Here is a 16,606-nt window from a genome sequence, read left to right as displayed (position 1 = left end):
CTTTCTAAATAGATTTCATTCATGGGACCTGCGCTCGAATGGCACAACAGACCCCGAACTCTCTCAAAAGCAAAGCACTAAGTGATCTTGAGGCGGGAAAGCTGCCTCAGGCACTGAAAAAGGCGCAACTGGGCATCAAGAAATTCCCCAAGGATTCAGATTATCAAGCCATTGTTGGTTTTGTGCTGACTGAGATGAAGCGGTACAAGCAAGCCATTCCCCATTTCGCCGAAGCATCGCGCATGAAGCCAGACGATGTGCAATTTGTTGAAAATCTGGCAAATGCGCTGATGCAAACAGGGCAAATCCCACGCGCGCTTACGTATGCCGAACAAAAGCTGGCGCGTTTCCCCAACAGCAAAGAACTGGTTCGTGTCATCGACGAAATCCAGCTCAAAGGGCAGAACTGGCGCTTGATCATCGAACATGCCACGCAAAAATTGGCGACTGATCCTGATAATGCTGATCTGCTTTCATCGCGTGCCCGGGCCTATGGGCAGATCGGCTTTGCGCAACAAAGCACCGAAGATATTTCACGCGCCTTTGAGATAGCACCTGAAAAAGAAGACATCGCCATCCGAAAAGCAGTGAACCTGCATCAGGCCGGCGACAAGGACGGGTCAAGGCAGATCTTGCTCTCTGTTCTTGCGGCAAATCCTGTTTCAGCTGCGGCGCTATACCAAATGTCGATGGTAGCGGATGAAAAGCAAGCAGAGGAACTTGCCGACACCATTGAAACCGCGATTTCACAAAGCGATCACGACGATTCATTGCTTGGCTTTGCAAAGGCAAACGTGACTTTGGCACGCAAAGGGTTGCATGTGGCGTTGCCTCTATTCGCGCGCGCCAATGCGGCACAACATGCGACGAACCCGTATGACTTCGCAATTGAAGAGAAAAAGCAAAGCGAAATTTGCAGCCTGTTCACCGATGATATGTCTTCAATTGGTTCGATGCCTGACGGCGAGCCAAGACCGATTTTTGTGGTGGGGCAGCCCCGGTCGGGCACGACATTGATGGAAATGATGTTGAGTTCCCTACCCGGTGTTGTTGGCTGCGGAGAGCTTATGCTGGGGGCTGATCTTTCAAATTCCTATCTGGATTCGAACACGCCTTTTGACGCGAATGCAGCCGCAGACTTTGCACAGGAATTCCGCAGACTAATGCCACCGCCCCCCAAGGGTTCAACTGCATTTGTCGACAAGATGCCTCACAATTATCAGCGGGTTGGATTTTTATTAGCGGCTTTCCCTGAAGCCCGGGTTATCAACATGATCCGCGATCCGCGGGATGTTGGCCTGTCCAAATGGATCAGGCGTTTTCCTGAACCGGGGCTGCGCTATGCGTCTGATCTTAAGGCAATTGCGCATTCGGCCAACCTGTACAGGCGCTATATGGCGCACTGGAACAACATCTTCGGGGACCGTATCCTGTCGGTATCTTACGAAGAGCTGGTCGCCGATCCCGAAACTCATAGCAAGAACATTACAGCGTTTTGCGGCATCGGATGGGACGAACAGATGATGCACCCTGAAAGAAATACACAGCAAGTGCGCACTGCCAGTGTCGATCAGGTACGCCAGAGAATCTCGACCCGTTCCATAGGCGGCTGGCGTGATGTCACATACCACATTCAACCTATGTTAGACGGCTTCGACCAAGCGCTTTGGCCTGAGTACAAGTTCGACTGAACCAAAAAAAGGCCGCCTGCAATGGGCGGCCTTTCCGTTTGTTGTGCTAGCCTTACTTTTGTTTGATACGACCGTCCAGATAGGGCTGGTATGGGGCGTTTTCGGCAAGGTATTCGGCCGTTACATCCGCCAAATCGGGGCCAAAGTCATAAGCGTTCTTGTCATCGCCTGAGAATACGCTGTACCCGTCACCACCGTTGCGGACATAGTTGTTTGTGACAACCAGATATGTCGCCGCCGGGTCAATTGGTGCGAACCCGTCGCCGTTGGCGACCAAGACCTCGACAACCCGGCCTTCATTCGGTGCAACCGATGGATCCCAGGTAAAGGTCATACCCGCCACCTGCGGGAAGCGACCTTTGACCTCTTCAACCTGGCTCACGCCATTCTCAAGCGCATCAATGACACCCTGGCCGCTGATCTCAAAGGTCGAGAGCGTGTTCTGGAACGGCAGAACCGTCAGCACCTCGCCCATGGTCACCTCGCCTGGGTCGATTGAGGCTCGCAGCCCGCCCGAGTTTGCAATCGCAAGCTGGACGCCCTGATCCGCGACCCGCGCCAACATCGCATCCGCAACAAGATTGCCCATCGCGCATTCCTGTACGCGGCAGACCGACCGATCGCCTTCAATCGCGTCTGCAGCCTCGGCCACAACTTTTTTACGAATCTCTTCGAGCGGAACGGCCAGCTCAGCGATGCGGTCCAGCGAACTCGGGTCCTCGGTCACGGAATTGTCCATGATCAGCGGCTCACCAACAGCCGCAACGACATTGCCGTCATCGTCGAATGTCACATTGAGTTCGCCCAGGAATTTGCCATAGGCATACGCCTGCACGATCTGCACCCCGTTCACTACGGTCGGATACGGTCCCGCTGCTTTATCGGACGTGTTCGACAAGTAGGTATTCGAATGACCGCCTACAATCACGTCGACACCAGTGGTTTCCTGCGCCACGCGCTGATCCACCCCATAACCCGAATGGCTGAGGACGATGATCTTGTTCACGCCCTCTGCGGTCAATCTGTCCACTTCATCCTGAACCGCAGGCACTGGATCCGAGAAGGTGATATTCGGTCCCGGCGACGCCAGGTCATGTGTGTCTTCCGGCGTCAAACCAATCAGGCCGATCTTCTCACCGCCCACCTCAATCACGGTGGATTTCTTGATCTTGTCGGTCAGAAGTTCTTCGTCCGCTATATCGGCATTTGACATCAGAACCGGGAAATCAACCGAATCGATGAAGCCACGTAACACTTCGGGGCCATCGTCAAACTCGTGGTTGCCTACGGTCATCGCGTTATAGCCCAGTTTGTTCATGAACTCAGCGGCGACTTTGCCCTTGTAGTAGGTATAGAACAAAGAGCCCTGAAACTGGTCACCTCCGTCCACGAGAATCGAGTTTTCGGCCCGTCCACGCGCCTCTTCCACCGCGGTCACCAGACGTGCCGAGCCGCCAAAACACTTACCCTCGGCATTGTCTTCATCACCACAAGCGCTGTCGTACTTGTTGATCGGTTCAATGCGCGAGTGAAAGTCATTGGTGTGCAAAATCGTAAGCTTGTATTCGGCAGCCGCCATACCGGCTGTCAGGCCCAATACAGCCACCGAAGTTAAAAATCGGGTGAACATCTCAAAACTCCCTATCGTTGTTTTGTCGTGATCGTGCGCGTTGCGCGGCGAAGAGTCAAAGGGGGAAATCCGGCTTGATTCTACCCGACGCGCAAGGCATCAGACCGATATGCTGATTTACAAGATTTTCCGGGCCGACGAGTGGGCCGACTTGCAGGCACACGGAGCCTCGAACGGGGCTCCGATTGATGTGACAGATGGGTTCGTCCATTTCTCAACCGCCGAACAGGCTGCAGAGACAGCCGCCAAGCACTTCGCTGGTGTCGCGGGGTTAACACTTCTGGCATGTGATGCGGATGCCATGGGCGACGATCTGAAATGGGAGGTCTCGCGCGGCGGTGCGCTGTTTCCTCACCTTTATCGTCAAATTCGAATGTCGGACGTGATTTGGTCGCAAGACCTGCCCTTTGATGGTCAAGCCCACCGGTTCCCGGAGGGGATGGAATGACCCGCTTCATCGACCCGGATCGGGAACAGTTTGAGGCATTCAAAGACCTCAACCGTGACCATCCGATCGAGATGCTCAACTTGGTGAAGTTCCGCGACACAGCGCAGTATCCGTCGGATCATCCGCTGGCCAATGCTGGGTTGACCGGAGCGCAAGCCTACCGCAATTACGGGGCAGAGACTACCCCAATCATCGCCCGCATAGGTGCAACGATCCTTTGGCGCGGTACGTTTCAGACCACGCTAATCGGGCCGCAGGATGAAGAATGGGACGAAGTGTTTATCGCCCGCTATCCCACCACCCATGCGTTTCTTGAGATGGTGACCGACCCAGCTTATCGCGCTGCCGTGATGCACCGGCAAGCCGCCGTTGAAACCTCGCGCCTGATCCGCTGCGCGCCAACAGAGGGTGGAGCTTCCTTCGGATGAAACTGACTGAGAAACTGGGGCTGGCCGCCCTGCACCGCCTTGACCCTGAAACTGCACACGGGCTTTCGATCAAGGCCCTGACCTCGGGGCTGGCACCGACGCCCGGGCCGGTCACATCGGATCGTCTTAAAACCCGTGTTGCAGGCCTGGATTTGCCAAACCCCGTTGGACTGGCTGCGGGGTTTGACAAAAATGGTGAGGCGCTGACACCGCTCTCGCGCGCCGGATTCGGGTTTATCGAAGTGGGCGCGGTGACACCCCGCCCACAGCCCGGCAATCCAAAACCACGCCTCTTCCGCCTGACCGAAGACCACGCGGCGATCAACCGCTTTGGTTTCAACAATGAAGGTATGGAGGTCATGGCCGCGCGTCTGGCGCAGCGCCCAAAGGATGCAGTGATCGGGTTGAACCTTGGGGCCAACAAGGACAGTGACGCTAGGCCTGGAGACTTCGCCAAAGTGCTTGCCCATTGCGCTGCGCATCTGGACTTTGCCACCGTCAACGTGTCCTCGCCCAATACCGAAAGACTACGAGATTTGCAGGGCAAAGCGGCGCTAACTGCGCTGCTCAGCGGTGTGATCGAAACCCGAAACGCCCTGCCCCGCCCGATCCCGATCTTCCTGAAAATCGCCCCTGACCTGACCGAGGCCGAATTGCAGGACATCGCCGATGTCGCCGGTGAAACCAGTGTGGACGCGGTGATCGCAACCAACACCACACTGTCGCGCGATGGCCTGCGCAGTGCACACAAGGATCAGGCTGGTGGCCTATCCGGCGCGCCCCTGTTCGAGAAATCGACACGTGTGCTGGCGCAGCTCAGCCAGTTGACGGGCGCAGATATCCCGCTGATCGGGGTTGGCGGCATCAGCTCAGCAGAACAGGCCTATGCCAAGATCTGCGCCGGTGCTTCCGCAGTGCAGTTCTACACGGCGATGGTTTATGGAGGGATTTCTCTGGCCGCTGAAATCGCGCAGGGGTTGGATGACCTGCTGGCACGCGACGGATACACCTCGGTCGCGCAGGCGGTGGGCAGCAAACGAGAGGACTGGCTATGATCGAATATTGGCACAACCCGCGCTGCTCCAAGTCCCGCGCGGGTTTGGCATTGTTGCAGGAAAACGGTGCACAGCCTGAGGTGCGCAAATATCTTGAAGACGCGCCCTCGGCTGATGAAATCCGGACAGTTCTGGCCAAGCTGAATATCCCGGCGATCAGCATGATGCGCAACGGAGAGAAGACGTTCAAAGAGCTGGGTCTGACCAAGACCTCACCCGATGAGGTGCTTATTCAGGCCATGGTCGACCACCCAATCCTGATCGAGCGCCCGTTGGCCATCGCGGGCGACAAAGCCGCTATCGGACGCCCGCCGGAAAACCTGCTGGACTTGCTTTAGGCGATCTGTGCCTCAAGTCGAGGATAGCGCCAGCCAAGCGTAAGCCCACGCGCGATGTTCAAGACCATCAGCGCGGCCCAGAGGCCATGATTACCCATCGTCGGCACCAGCACGAACAGCGCGACCACGTACAGTGCGACCGACTGGATCATCGCATTGCGCATATCGCGGGTCCAGGTGGCACCGATATAGATACCGTCGAACATCCAGCTTGCCACCCCGATGACCGGTGCCAGAGCAGCCCAGAACAGATATTCGCGTGCCGTCGCCCGAACCTCGGGCGATGTTGACATCAGATCGATGAGCGCCGGCCCTGCCAAATAAAACATCAGCCCAAGCCCGACGGCCCCGCCAACGCCCCATTGCGAAGCCATGACCGATGCGCGCCGGACTTTCCGGCGGTCGCGCGCGCCGACGGCTCCACCGACAAGCGCTTCAGCCGAAAAGGCAAAGCCGTCCAAAGCAAAGGCAGTGATTTCGAGAAACTGCAACAGCACCTGATTGGCCGCCAAATTCACGTCGCCCAGATCGGAACCGACAAACAGAAACGTTGTGAATGCCCCGGTCAACAAAACCGAGCGCACCATAATATCACCGTTTACCTGCATCATCCGGCGCAAACGCATTGGGTCAAAAATTCGCGGCCAATCCCGCCACTGGTTGCCGCCAAACGCCTCTCGACACAGGCATAAGCCCAACGCAAGGCCTGTCCATTCGGCGATCAGAGTGGCAATGGCAACGCCTTCGACACCCCATCCAAGGCCAAGCACGAACCATAGATCCAGCACGATATTCAGCCCGTTCATCCATATCTGCAGGATGAATACGCCTCGCGTGCGTTCGACTGCGATCAGCCAGCCTGTCACCGCATAAAGGGCAATCGTGGCCGGAGCGCCCCAGATGCGAATTTCCAGATAGGCGCGCGTCAGAGACTCGACCTCGGCGCTGGCTGGAGACAGTGCAAAAGCCCCAAGGAATACCCAAACTTGTGCAGCGATAAAGACCAAACCGGCCGTTGCGCCCAGCAGCAAGCCGCGCATGAGCAACGCTCCGGTTTCTGCTGTATCGCCCGCACCGCGCGCCTGTGCGGCCAGCCCGGTGGTCCCCATCCGCAGAAAGCCGAAAATCCAGTAGATCGCCGACAGGATCACCGCACCCATGCCCACTGCCCCGATAGGTGCTGCCAGCCCCATCTGACCGACAACGCCGGTATCGACCGCGCCAAGGATCGGCACGGTCGCGTTCGACAGCACGATCGGCATCGCGATTTTCAGGACGCGCCGATGGGTGATGGGCGCGTTGGCCTCCTCCAAGCTCACGGCTTTGTCGGAGGCTGCGGCATTAAGAAATGCCCGGTGCCTTGCGCAAAGAGTTTGGCGTGGTTGTCCTGCCAAGCCTCGACCCGGACAGAAGCATAACGTCGACCCGATCGGTTGATGAATGCGCGTGCATAAGCGTCTCGCGGCAAACCAGACCGCAGGTAATCGACCGTGAAGTCGATGGTTTTGGGAAAGCGGATATTCTCGTCGGTCAAGATATCTTCGGCACCGATCTCACCGCTTTCAATCCTGGGGAACATATGCTCCCAACTCAGCGTGATAACGGCAGTGACTTCCAGGAACGCCGCCGTCACACCGCCGTGGATGGCAGGCAGAAAGGGATTGCCGATCAACTTCTCATCGAAATTCAGTACACCTGTCAGTTCGTCCCCACGCCGGTCGAATGTAATGTTGAGGAACCGAATATACGGCACACCTTCGACCAAAGCGGTCAGAGCGGCATCACGGCGTTGCTTGACTACCTGCATGGGTTCGGGGCGAGGTCTTGCCATCTCAGCGCCCCTCCACGGTGAATGCGCCCGAGGCAGTAGCAACCGGTCGGTCGCTGTCATCATCCGTCGCCGTCGCACGAACAAAGGCCACATTGCGCGTGATGTGATAGCAGGTCGCCCGTGTCCGGATACTTTGACCGGGCGTCGCGGCCCGCATGTAGTCAATACGAAGATCGATTGTAGCGGTTCCTCCGGGGGCCGATGGGTGGCTCATCACCGCAGCACCACAGCAAGTATCAAGCATGGCAGAAACCGCGCCACCATGGATTACTCCGGTTCTGGGGTCGCCGATTAGTTGCTCGTTGTAGGGCATCGAGATTTCGGCCTCACCCTCTCCGATATGGGTCAAATCAAGCCCCAGGGCTTTTGCATGCGGAATCGCCTCGATGAACTGCCGCGCTAAAACTGTCTTATCGACCATGGGGTTGGGTCCTATCCTTATAGCCACCCCTTTATGGGCCTGCGTTTACGCCAAGGGCAAGCCCACCTGTTGCGCTTGCCGCAACGACGCCCTAGGTTGCAGCCGAGGAGACCCAGAATGTCCGACACCCGTTTGTCATTCAAAGAGATGTGCGCCGAGTTCGACGTGACCCCGCGCACCCTGCGCTATTACGAGTATATCGAGTTGCTGCAACCGGACCGCGAAGGTCGGTCGCGGTTCTATGGTGCTCGTGAATGCGCAAGAATGAAACTGATCCTACGTGGTCGCAAGTTTGGATTTCCTCTGGAAGAGATTCGCCAGTGGTTGCTGATCTACGAAGATCAGGGCGATCAGGCCCAGATGGCGACCTTCATCGAGATGGCAGATCGGCAAATGGAAGAGCTGCGTCAGCAACGCGCGCAGCTGGATGAGGCGATGGATGCGCTGCAGCAATTGCGCGACCAGACCGTCAATCTGTTGAAGTAATCGCCCTTCCCTTACGGCAACAAAATTGCCGAAACCCCTGCTTACGCGACCGGATGTTACGTCAACTTATTTGTGACGTAGCGTCCGCATTACGTAAACGTCACTTGTGTGTTGTAAAACGCTCATCGACTGCGCAACTCAGGTTGCATGACGCCAGTGATGAGAGTTTGAACCATGACCGAAGATCTGCTGACCATCCGCGAAATGTGCGAGACATATGATGTCACGCCCCGCACATTGCGGTTCTACGAGGCCAAAGAGCTTTTGTTTCCGATCCGCGAGGGCCAAAAACGCCTGTTCACCAAACGGGATCGTGCACGCCTGAAACTGATCCTGCGCGGCAAGCGCTTTGGCTTCAGCCTCGAAGAAATCCGCCAGCTTCTGGACCTGTATCACGTCGGTGACCAACAGCTGACACAGATGTCCCGCACATATGGAATCGCGTGCGAGCGCCTTGCTGACATGGAATCGCGCCGCGAAGAGCTGACACAGGCCATCGACGAGTTGAAAGAGCAGTTGCGCTGGGGCGAGAAGGTGATCGCCTCGATGAAACAGGAAAAGAAGGCGGCTGAATAAACCCGCCTCCGGACATATGAATTAAGGGAGCTTCACATGCCCGTCTACAACGCGCCAACCAAAGACACGCAGTTCATCCTGCACGACGTTTTGAAAATCTCACAGTCGGATATCCCCGGCTATGACGAACTGGAAGCCGAGTTTACCGGCGCGGTTCTGGAAGAGGCTGGCAAGGTTGCCTCCAACGTATTGCACCCGCTGAACGTGGTGGGCGACACCGAAGGGTGCCGGTTGGAAAACGGTATTGTGTACACCCCCACAGGTTTCAAAGACGCCTTTGAGCAGATGAAAGAAGGTGGCTGGACGGGCCTCGACATGCCGGGAGAGTATGGCGGCCAGAACATGCCCTATGTGATGGGCACAGCGGTGGGTGAGATGTTCTCGGGCGCGAACCAGGCATTTGTGATGTATCAGGGCCTGACCCACGGCGCGGCCTCAGCCATTCTAGCGCACGGCACTGACGAGCAGAAGAACACCTACCTGCCGAACATGGTCAGCTGCGAATGGACCGGTACCATGAACCTGACGGAACCGCATTGCGGCACCGATCTTGGGCTTATGCGTACCAAAGCCGAACCGCAGGACGACGGCAGCTACAAGATTTCCGGTCAGAAGATCTTTATCTCGGCTGGCGATCACGACATGGCCGACAACATCATCCATCTGGTGCTGGCCAAAATCCCTGGCGGCCCCGAGGGCATCAAGGGCGTATCGCTATTCATCGTCCCCAAATTCATCGTGAACGAAGACGGTTCGCTGGGCGAGCGCAACGGTGTTTCGGTCGGCAAAATCGAAGAGAAGATGGGCATCCACGGCAACTCGACCTGCGTCATGAATTATGACGAGGCAACCGGCTGGCTGCTGGGCGAAGAGCACAAAGGTATGCGCGCCATGTTCACCATGATGAACGAAGCGCGTCTAGGTGTGGGCATGCAAGGCCTGTCTCAGGCCGAAGCGGCCTATCAAAACGCCTTGGAATACGCAAAAGATCGCCTGCAAGGCCGCGATGTAACAGGCGTAAAAAACCCGGACGGCCCCGCCGATCCGCTGATCGTACACCCCGACATTCGCCGCAACCTGATGGATCAGAAAAGCTTCACCGAGGGTGCGCGTGCGTTCATCCTGTGGGGCGCGACCATGATCGACAAGGCGCACCGCTCGGGAGACAAAGACGCGGACGGGCTGATCTCACTGCTGACGCCAGTCATCAAAGGCTTCCTGACTGACGAAGGCTACGACATGACTGTTCAGGCGCAGCAGGTCTATGGCGGCCATGGCTACATTGAAGAATGGGGCATGTCGCAATACACCCGCGATGCCCGGATTGCGATGATCTACGAAGGTGCAAATGGCGTTCAAGCGCTGGATCTTGTGGGTCGGAAGCTGGCCCAGGACGGCGGCAAGCATGTCATGGCCTTCTTCGAGATGGTCAAAAGCTTCTGCAAGGAGAACGGTGGCAAGGACGAAGCTTATGATAAAGCCTTCATCGAACCACTGAAGGCCGCCTCCAAGGACCTGCAGGCCGCCGGCATGTATTTCATGCAGGAAGGTATGAAGAATCCAAACAACGCTCTGTCCGGGTCATACGACTTCATGCACATGTTCGGCCATGTCTGCCTGGGCCTGATGTGGGCGCAGATGGCAAAGGCCGCTCAGGACGCACTGGACGGCGGTGCCTCGGATAAAGAGTTCTACGAGACCAAGATCAATACCGGTCGCTTCTATATGGCCCGCCGCCTGCCCGCGACAGCCATGCATCTGGCCCGCATCCAGACCGGAGCGGACACGGTAATGGCGCTGGACGCGGCGAACTTCTGATCTCAGTGTGGGCTCGGTTAAAGCAACCCGAGCCCACCAACGGAGGAGACAAGATGCCAAAACGCTTTCGCCTGACCCGCCGATTTCCGGTCGCGATGACCGAGGACGGCTACCGTAAGCTCCGCGGTTTCGCACGTGAAGCGGGATTGGATGAAGGTGAGGCTTTGTCGTTCCTTTTTGAGAACTTCAACAGCGTGATCGATCACGAAAACCTGACGCATAGGCTGCGCATATTTAATTCAGAGCTGGAAGCTCGAAAACGTTAAAACTTCGTGCTGGCCACTGAAGGTAGCACCGAAAACATATCTTTATGCCTTGGGAGGGGCGCACTCATGACCATTCAACTGCATTGCTTTGGTGAAAGCGGAAACAGCTACAAAGCCGCGCTTGCGTTGGAAATGTCCGGTCTGGACTGGGAGCCGGTCTTTGTTGATTTCTTCGGGGGTGTGACGCGCACCCCTGAATTTCGGGCAGAAGTGAATGAGATGGGTGAAGCCCCCGTGATGGTGGACGGTGATTTTCGCACCAGTCAGTCCGGCGCGATTCAGGCTTATGTGACGGAAAAATCCGGAAAATTCGGTGGCAAGGATCGTGATGAGAATTACGAGATTTTCAGATGGGTTCTGTGGGACAACCACAAGCTTAGCTCGATGGCCGGGCTGACCCGTTTCCTGATCAACTTCTTGCCCGAGAAGCACCGCAACCCGGATGTTATCGCGTTTAATCAGGGTCGCCTAAAGGCAGCTTATCAGACGCTGAACGCCCATCTTGACGGCCGTGACTGGATCGTTGGCAACGGCGTGACCAATGCTGACATCAGCTGCTGCGGCTACCTCTATTACCCCGAACCATTCGGCTTTAATCGCGCCGACTGGCCCAATATTGACGCCTGGTTGACGCGCCTCAGCGAACAGCCCGGCTGGAAACACCCCTACGACCTGATGCCCGGCAACCCGTCGGATCGAGCTTAAGGAGAAGACCCCATGACCGAAGCCTATATCTATGACGCCCTGCGTACTCCGCGCGGCAAGGGCCGCAAGGATGGCAGCCTGCACGAGGTAACCTCGGTGCGTCTGTCGGCCCTGACTCTGAACGCAATGAAAGAGCGCAACAATCTGGAAGGTCACGCCGTCGAGGATGTGATCTGGGGCAACGTCACGCAGGTGATGGAGCAAGGTGGCTGTCTGGCACGCTCGGCAGTTCTGGCTTCGGATCTGGATGAATCGATCCCCGGCCTGGCGATCAACCGTTTCTGTGCCTCGGGCATGGAGGCCGTGAACTTGGCCGCAAACCAGGTCAAAGGCGGCGCGGGTGAAGCCTATATCGCAGGCGGTGTCGAGATGATGGGCCGGGTGGCCATGGGCAGCGATGGTGCGGCGATTGCCGTTGACCCGTCTTTGGCGATGGAAACCTATTTTGTGCCGCAAGGTATCTCCGCCGACATTATCGCAACCGAATATGGTTTCAGCCGCGACGATGCGGATGCGCTGGCCGTTGAATCTCAGAAACGCGCGGCTGCTGCGTGGGAAGACAACCGCTTTGATAAGTCGGTGATCTCGATCAAGGATCAGAACGGCCTGACCATTCTGGACCGCGACGAATACATGCGCCCCGGCACCGACATGCAGAGCCTCGGCGCGCTGAACCCGTCCTTCCAGATGATGGGTGAGCAGATGCCCGGCTTCGACAAGGTTGCGATGCTGAAATACCCGCATCTTGAGCGCGTGAACCACATTCACCACGCCGGCAACAGCTCGGGCATCGTGGACGGTGCGGCCGCCGTTCTGATCGGCAACAAGGAATTCGGTGAGAAGTACGGCCTCAAGCCACGCGCCCGCATCAAAGCGACTGCCAAAATCGGCACAGACCCGACCATCATGCTGACCGGCCCGGTTCCTGTGACCGAGAAAATTCTGGCCGACAACGGTATGAAGATCGGCGATCTGGACCTGTTCGAAGTGAATGAAGCCTTCGCCTCGGTCGTGCTGCGCTTCCAGCAAGCGTTCGATGTCGATCCGGCTCTGGTGAACGTCAACGGTGGATCAATCGCGATGGGCCACCCGCTGGGCGCGACCGGCGCGATGATCATCGGCACGCTGCTGGATGAGCTTGAGCGTCAGGACAAGGAAACCGGTCTGGCAACACTCTGCATCGCGTCCGGCATGGGTGCGGCAACCATTATCGAGCGTGTCTGATGCCTAAAATTGATCTTTCCAAAATACCGTTTCGGAACGGTTCGGGCTATCCCGGCAAACTGGCAAGAGCGGGCGATGACCGCTACGTCCAACCCTTGGGCGATGCGAACGGTCTGACGCAATTTGGGGTCAACATCGTACGGCTGGAACCGAACGGCCTGTCCTCGCTGCGCCATTACCACATGGAGCAGGACGAGTTTGCCATCATGCTCAGCGGCAAATGTGTGCTGATCGATGATGATGGCGAGCATGAGATGCTGCCCGGTGACTGCGCCGCCTGGCCTGCAGGTGACGCCAATGGCCATCACCTTGTGAACAAAACCGACGCGCCCGCGAGTTTTCTGGTGGTGGGCACACGGACCCCGACCGAGACCGGCTATTACAGCGACATAGACATGATGGTGAAGTTCGAAGGCGACGACTTTCGCTTTACCCGCAAAGACGGCAGCCCGCTGACGGCTGACCAGATTGGAGATGACAATGACTGATTTTACCCTCAGCAAAGACGCCGACGGCGTTGCCTTCATCACCTGGGACGTTCCGGGCAAATCCATGAATGTTCTCAGCCGCGAGGCTTTTACTTTGGTCGGTGAACTGATCGATCAGGCGCTGGCAGATGATGAGATCAAAGGGATTGTTATCACCAGCGGTAAGGAAGGGTCGTTTGCGGGCGGCATGGATCTGAGCACCCTCGCCACGATCCGTCAGGAAGCCGGAGACGAGCCGGCTCAGGCTTTGTTCGACTTTGTCATGAGCGGCCACAACATCCTGCGTCGATTGGAGCTGGCGGGCATGGACCCCAAGTCCAAAAAAGGCGGCAAACCAGTGGCTTGCGCCATCAACGGCACTTGTGCTGGTATCGGGACCGAGATCGCATTGGCCTGCCATCACCGCGTGATGACCAGCAATCCCAAAGCTAAAATCGGCTTACCTGAAATCCTTCTGGGCATCTTCCCCGGCGGCGGCGGCACCATGCGCTACAGCCGGATGGTTGGTGCAATGGCGGCGGCTCCGGTGCTGCTGGAAGGCAAGATGATGGACTCAAAGAAGGCCAAAGGCGCGCAACTGATCGACGCCGTGGCGGACGATCCGGTTGCCGTGGCCAAGGAATGGGTTCTGAACGCCAAGGATGCCGATCTGGTCAAACCATGGGATGCGAAAGGCTACAAAATGCCCGGCGGTGCGCCCTATCACCCTGCAGGCTTCATGACCTTCGTCGGCGCAAGCGCAATGGTGAACGGCAAGACCCAAGGTGCATTCCCCGCCGCCAAGGCTCTGCTGAGTTCAATCTACGAAGGCGCTTTGGTTGACTTTGACACCGCCCTGAAGATTGAGGCGCGTTGGTTTACAAACGTCCTGATGAACCCGTCCTCATCGGCGATGATCCGGTCGCTGTTCCTGAACAAGGAAGCGCTGGAAAAAGGCGCTGTGCGGCCCAAGGATGTGCCCGATCAGAGGGTCAAGAAGGTCGGCGTTCTGGGTGCTGGCATGATGGGCGCAGGCATTGCTCTGGTCTCGGCTCAAGCGGGCATGGAAGTTGTTCTGATCGACCGTGATCAGGAAGCAGCCGACAAAGGCAAAGCCTATTCCGAGACCTATCTGGACAAGGGCATCAAGCGCGGCAAGGTTACGGCTGAGAAGAAAGAGGCCATGCTGGGCCAGATCACCGCGACCCCCGACCTAGAGAACCTAAGAGGCTGTGATCTGATCATCGAAGCCGTGTTCGAGGACCCGTGCGTCAAGGCTGAGATGACCAAGAAGGTCGAAGCGATCATCCCCGAAGATTGCATCTTTGCCTCGAACACTTCGACCCTGCCGATCACCGATCTGGCTAAAGCTTCGGTGCGGCCCGAGCAGTTCATCGGCATCCACTTCTTCTCGCCCGTAGAGAAGATGTTCCTGGTCGAAATCATCAAAGGCAAGGAAACTGGCGATCGCGCGGTGGCCAAAGCGCTAGATTACGTGCGCCAGATCCGCAAAACGCCGATCGTGGTCAATGACGCACGCTTCTTCTACGCCAACCGCTGCATCATCCCCTATATCAACGAGGGTGCTCGGATGATCACCGAGGGCGTCAGTCCGATCTTGATAGACAATGCCGCGCGGCAGTTGGGTTTCCCGGTAGGACCGATCCAGTTGACGGACGAAACCTCAATCGATCTCGGGGCCAAGATAGCACGGGCAACGAAAGCAGCGATGGGCGATGCCTATCCTGATAGCCCCTCGGACGATCTGATCTTCTGGATGGAGGAACAGGGGCGTCTGGGCCGCAAGGCCAATGCCGGATTCTTCGACTATGACGACAAGGGTAAACGCGTCGAATACTGGAAGGGTTTGCAGGACAAATACCCGCTGGCTGCCGAACAACCCGACCTGATCGAAGTGCAGGAACGCCTGATGTTCGCGCAGGTTTTGGAAGCGGTTCGTGCGTTGGAAGAAGGTGTTCTTGAGGACATCCGCGAAGGCGACGTGGGTGCAATCCTTGGATGGGGTTTTGCCCCTTGGTCGGGTGGTCCGCTCAGTTGGCTGGACATCATCGGCACGCCCTATGCATCTGAGCGTTGCGACCAACTGACCGAGGCCTATGGCGAGCGTTTTGCGTGCCCACCGCTCCTGCGCGAAATGGCCGAGAAAGGTCAGAGTTTCTATGGTCGCTTCAACCCAGAGGCCGAAGCTGCCTGATATTGAGCTGCTGGCGCAATCTGTTTTGCGCCAGCAGATTACGTTCAGATGCGCCAGTCCGATCGCAGAAACAAGATCGGGGCATTAGGCCGCCCTGGCCGCCCTGGCCGACGCATGCCCTTGGGGGGGCGAATAGGGAATATTGGTTCCTGCGGGATGGGCGCAGGCAGCGCACCCAATGGGTTTGCAAAAACCGATATGTCGCCTTTCATGGCCACCGCTTCGATCAACAGATCAGCATCTTCTTGGTCGGCAACTTCGTATGTGCAGACCGGTCCCATACCTCCCGCAGGACAGTAGGCTTGGAATCCCCCCTCGATAAAGACAATCTCATCCTGATCAAAATACAACGACGTCACATCAAAGGTTTGCGCCGGAGTATTTGATCTGAGATTGCCAACACCGCTTAGCATACGCGCAGGGACAATTGAGAGCCCCTCAATTCCCAGATCCAGTTTAGTCTGATCCAGCGCCATTCCCTGCTCTGGCATCAGCCAGACCGGCCGCCCATTATACGCGGCGCGAGCCGGGACAAGGACCGGCAGATACTCTGGCCTGCGTTCCCCCCCTGGAACCACAACGCTATCGGCGCAGACACGGCGCAATTCTCTAAACCCGTGATCCAGCGTTCGCACCAGTTCGCCAGTAACCAGATTTTCAACCGGCTTCCAGCCACTGGTTGTTGCAACCCTGGTCCCATGCAGCAATCCACCGCGGCGCACTGAAACGGCTGACTCTTGAACAGGTTGCGGGCCTTGACCCTCACGTTTCGAATACCCCGAAACACTCACTAACTCTAACACTTGCGCCCCCCTCTTGGCACTTCGACATAGTTCAGATTGACCATGCGAATGTGCCACGAGCTGGCTAAGTTTTGCCACAATTGCGGCGAAACAAGGACCTTTTGGCCATATTTCACGTGACGTTCCGGAACAATATGGGCGGCGAAGATCGCTTTGCACGACACCTGGAAACTATAAGCGATGTGCAAGTAACTTTGCTTTATC

Annotated in this window: 18 protein-coding genes; 13 read left to right on the top strand and 5 right to left on the bottom strand. The window is 57.1% G+C overall.

What is annotated here, in order from left to right; genetic code table 11:
- The first annotated feature begins 38 nt into the window (after positions 1–38).
- Positions 39–1,691, top strand: a complete 1,653-nt coding sequence (locus tag G7G_RS0104595) for a tetratricopeptide repeat-containing sulfotransferase family protein (protein ID WP_010438919.1) — start codon at positions 39–41, stop codon at positions 1,689–1,691.
- A gap of 52 nt (positions 1,692–1,743) precedes the next feature.
- On the opposite strand, the gene G7G_RS0104590 is transcribed toward G7G_RS0104595, so the two are convergent.
- Positions 1,744–3,321, bottom strand: coding sequence for a bifunctional metallophosphatase/5'-nucleotidase (locus tag G7G_RS0104590; protein WP_010438917.1), 1,578 nt, complete (start codon positions 3,319–3,321; stop codon positions 1,744–1,746).
- A gap of 109 nt (positions 3,322–3,430) precedes the next feature.
- On the opposite strand from G7G_RS0104590, the gene G7G_RS0104585 reads away from it, so the two are divergent.
- From G7G_RS0104585 to arsC, 4 genes are read left to right on the top strand one after another with little or no spacing between them, the layout of a single operon-like run.
- Positions 3,431–3,769, top strand: a complete 339-nt coding sequence (locus G7G_RS0104585) for a DUF952 domain-containing protein (RefSeq protein WP_010438914.1) — start codon at positions 3,431–3,433, stop codon at positions 3,767–3,769.
- Entirely contained in the window at positions 3,766–4,197 is a 432-nt protein-coding gene (locus G7G_RS0104580; protein ID WP_010438912.1) for a DUF1330 domain-containing protein, read from the top strand. The genes G7G_RS0104585 and G7G_RS0104580 overlap by 4 nt, the downstream gene beginning before the upstream one ends.
- On the top strand, positions 4,194–5,252 hold the full coding sequence (locus tag G7G_RS0104575; RefSeq protein ID WP_010438911.1) for a quinone-dependent dihydroorotate dehydrogenase: 1,059 nt from the start codon (positions 4,194–4,196) through the stop codon (positions 5,250–5,252). Before G7G_RS0104580 ends, G7G_RS0104575 begins: the two co-directional genes overlap by 4 nt.
- Positions 5,249–5,590, top strand: a complete 342-nt coding sequence (gene arsC, locus G7G_RS0104570) for an arsenate reductase (glutaredoxin) (RefSeq protein ID WP_010438909.1) — start codon at positions 5,249–5,251, stop codon at positions 5,588–5,590. Before G7G_RS0104575 ends, arsC begins: the two co-directional genes overlap by 4 nt.
- Here arsC and G7G_RS0104565 read toward each other — a convergent pair.
- From G7G_RS0104565 to G7G_RS0104555, 3 genes are read right to left on the bottom strand one after another with little or no spacing between them, the layout of a single operon-like run.
- Positions 5,587–6,903 (bottom strand): MATE family efflux transporter, encoded by a 1,317-nt coding sequence (locus G7G_RS0104565; protein ID WP_029621722.1) that lies wholly within the window; start codon positions 6,901–6,903, stop codon positions 5,587–5,589. The two genes, arsC and G7G_RS0104565, sit on opposite strands and share 4 nt — an antisense overlap.
- 2 nt (positions 6,904–6,905) lie before the next feature.
- The gene (locus G7G_RS0104560) at positions 6,906–7,421 is read right to left on the bottom strand and encodes a PaaI family thioesterase (protein WP_010438904.1); all 516 of its coding nucleotides are present in this window, start codon (positions 7,419–7,421) and stop codon (positions 6,906–6,908) included.
- Position 7,422: 1 nt separating this feature from the next.
- Positions 7,423–7,842: a PaaI family thioesterase gene (locus tag G7G_RS0104555; protein ID WP_010438901.1), complete on the bottom strand. Its 420-nt coding sequence runs from the start codon at positions 7,840–7,842 to the stop codon at positions 7,423–7,425.
- A 117-nt stretch (positions 7,843–7,959) separates the two neighbouring features.
- On the opposite strand from G7G_RS0104555, the gene G7G_RS0104550 reads away from it, so the two are divergent.
- From G7G_RS0104550 to G7G_RS0104515, 8 genes are all read left to right on the top strand, one after another.
- Entirely contained in the window at positions 7,960–8,328 is a 369-nt protein-coding gene (locus tag G7G_RS0104550; protein WP_010438899.1) for a MerR family transcriptional regulator, read from the top strand.
- A 174-nt stretch (positions 8,329–8,502) separates the two neighbouring features.
- Positions 8,503–8,904: a MerR family transcriptional regulator gene (locus G7G_RS0104545; protein WP_010438897.1), complete on the top strand. Its 402-nt coding sequence runs from the start codon at positions 8,503–8,505 to the stop codon at positions 8,902–8,904.
- A gap of 36 nt (positions 8,905–8,940) precedes the next feature.
- Complete coding sequence (locus tag G7G_RS0104540) at positions 8,941–10,722, top strand: acyl-CoA dehydrogenase C-terminal domain-containing protein (RefSeq protein WP_010438894.1); 1,782 nt, start codon at positions 8,941–8,943, stop codon at positions 10,720–10,722.
- Positions 10,723–10,775: 53 nt separating this feature from the next.
- Positions 10,776–10,988 (top strand): hypothetical protein, encoded by a 213-nt coding sequence (locus G7G_RS0104535; protein ID WP_010438892.1) that lies wholly within the window; start codon positions 10,776–10,778, stop codon positions 10,986–10,988.
- A 66-nt stretch (positions 10,989–11,054) separates the two neighbouring features.
- Positions 11,055–11,693 carry a glutathione S-transferase family protein gene (locus G7G_RS0104530; RefSeq protein ID WP_010438890.1) on the top strand — a complete coding sequence of 213 codons (639 nt, stop codon included), beginning with the start codon at positions 11,055–11,057 and terminating at the stop codon, positions 11,691–11,693.
- Between the two features lie 12 nt (positions 11,694–11,705).
- Positions 11,706–12,917, top strand: coding sequence for an acetyl-CoA C-acetyltransferase (locus G7G_RS0104525; RefSeq protein ID WP_010438887.1), 1,212 nt, complete (start codon positions 11,706–11,708; stop codon positions 12,915–12,917).
- Positions 12,917–13,405, top strand: coding sequence for a cupin domain-containing protein (locus G7G_RS0104520; protein WP_010438885.1), 489 nt, complete (start codon positions 12,917–12,919; stop codon positions 13,403–13,405). Before G7G_RS0104525 ends, G7G_RS0104520 begins: the two co-directional genes overlap by 1 nt.
- Entirely contained in the window at positions 13,398–15,599 is a 2,202-nt protein-coding gene (locus tag G7G_RS0104515) for a 3-hydroxyacyl-CoA dehydrogenase NAD-binding domain-containing protein (RefSeq protein WP_010438882.1), read from the top strand. Before G7G_RS0104520 ends, G7G_RS0104515 begins: the two co-directional genes overlap by 8 nt.
- A gap of 44 nt (positions 15,600–15,643) precedes the next feature.
- On the opposite strand, the gene G7G_RS0104510 is transcribed toward G7G_RS0104515, so the two are convergent.
- Positions 15,644–16,402, bottom strand: a complete 759-nt coding sequence (locus G7G_RS0104510; RefSeq protein ID WP_238528764.1) for a Hint domain-containing protein — start codon at positions 16,400–16,402, stop codon at positions 15,644–15,646.
- Positions 16,403–16,606: the final 204 nt, after the last annotated feature.

This window comes from Ruegeria conchae, from assembly GCF_000192475.1.
GTDB lineage: Bacteria > Pseudomonadota > Alphaproteobacteria > Rhodobacterales > Rhodobacteraceae > Ruegeria > Ruegeria conchae.
The sequence above is the reverse complement of the archived record's forward strand: the minus strand, read 5'-3'. Positions and strand labels throughout refer to the sequence as shown.

Excerpts from the sequence above, each read along its gene's own strand:
- G7G_RS0104595 (WP_010438919.1), top strand. The coding sequence starts at position 39 with ATGGCACAACAGACCCCGAACTCTCTCAAAAGCAAAGCACTAAGTGAT.
- G7G_RS0104590 (WP_010438917.1), bottom strand. The coding sequence starts at position 3,321 with ATGTTCACCCGATTTTTAACTTCGGTGGCTGTATTGGGCCTGACAGCC.
- G7G_RS0104585 (WP_010438914.1), top strand. The coding sequence starts at position 3,431 with ATGCTGATTTACAAGATTTTCCGGGCCGACGAGTGGGCCGACTTGCAG.
- G7G_RS0104580 (WP_010438912.1), top strand. The coding sequence starts at position 3,766 with ATGACCCGCTTCATCGACCCGGATCGGGAACAGTTTGAGGCATTCAAA.
- G7G_RS0104575 (WP_010438911.1), top strand. The coding sequence starts at position 4,194 with ATGAAACTGACTGAGAAACTGGGGCTGGCCGCCCTGCACCGCCTTGAC.
- arsC (WP_010438909.1), top strand. The coding sequence starts at position 5,249 with ATGATCGAATATTGGCACAACCCGCGCTGCTCCAAGTCCCGCGCGGGT.
- G7G_RS0104560 (WP_010438904.1), bottom strand. The coding sequence starts at position 7,421 with ATGGCAAGACCTCGCCCCGAACCCATGCAGGTAGTCAAGCAACGCCGT.
- G7G_RS0104555 (WP_010438901.1), bottom strand. The coding sequence starts at position 7,842 with ATGGTCGATAAGACAGTTTTAGCGCGGCAGTTCATCGAGGCGATTCCG.
- G7G_RS0104550 (WP_010438899.1), top strand. The coding sequence starts at position 7,960 with ATGTCCGACACCCGTTTGTCATTCAAAGAGATGTGCGCCGAGTTCGAC.
- G7G_RS0104545 (WP_010438897.1), top strand. The coding sequence starts at position 8,503 with ATGACCGAAGATCTGCTGACCATCCGCGAAATGTGCGAGACATATGAT.
- G7G_RS0104540 (WP_010438894.1), top strand. The coding sequence starts at position 8,941 with ATGCCCGTCTACAACGCGCCAACCAAAGACACGCAGTTCATCCTGCAC.
- G7G_RS0104535 (WP_010438892.1), top strand. The coding sequence starts at position 10,776 with ATGCCAAAACGCTTTCGCCTGACCCGCCGATTTCCGGTCGCGATGACC.
- G7G_RS0104530 (WP_010438890.1), top strand. The coding sequence starts at position 11,055 with ATGACCATTCAACTGCATTGCTTTGGTGAAAGCGGAAACAGCTACAAA.
- G7G_RS0104525 (WP_010438887.1), top strand. The coding sequence starts at position 11,706 with ATGACCGAAGCCTATATCTATGACGCCCTGCGTACTCCGCGCGGCAAG.
- G7G_RS0104520 (WP_010438885.1), top strand. The coding sequence starts at position 12,917 with ATGCCTAAAATTGATCTTTCCAAAATACCGTTTCGGAACGGTTCGGGC.
- G7G_RS0104515 (WP_010438882.1), top strand. The coding sequence starts at position 13,398 with ATGACTGATTTTACCCTCAGCAAAGACGCCGACGGCGTTGCCTTCATC.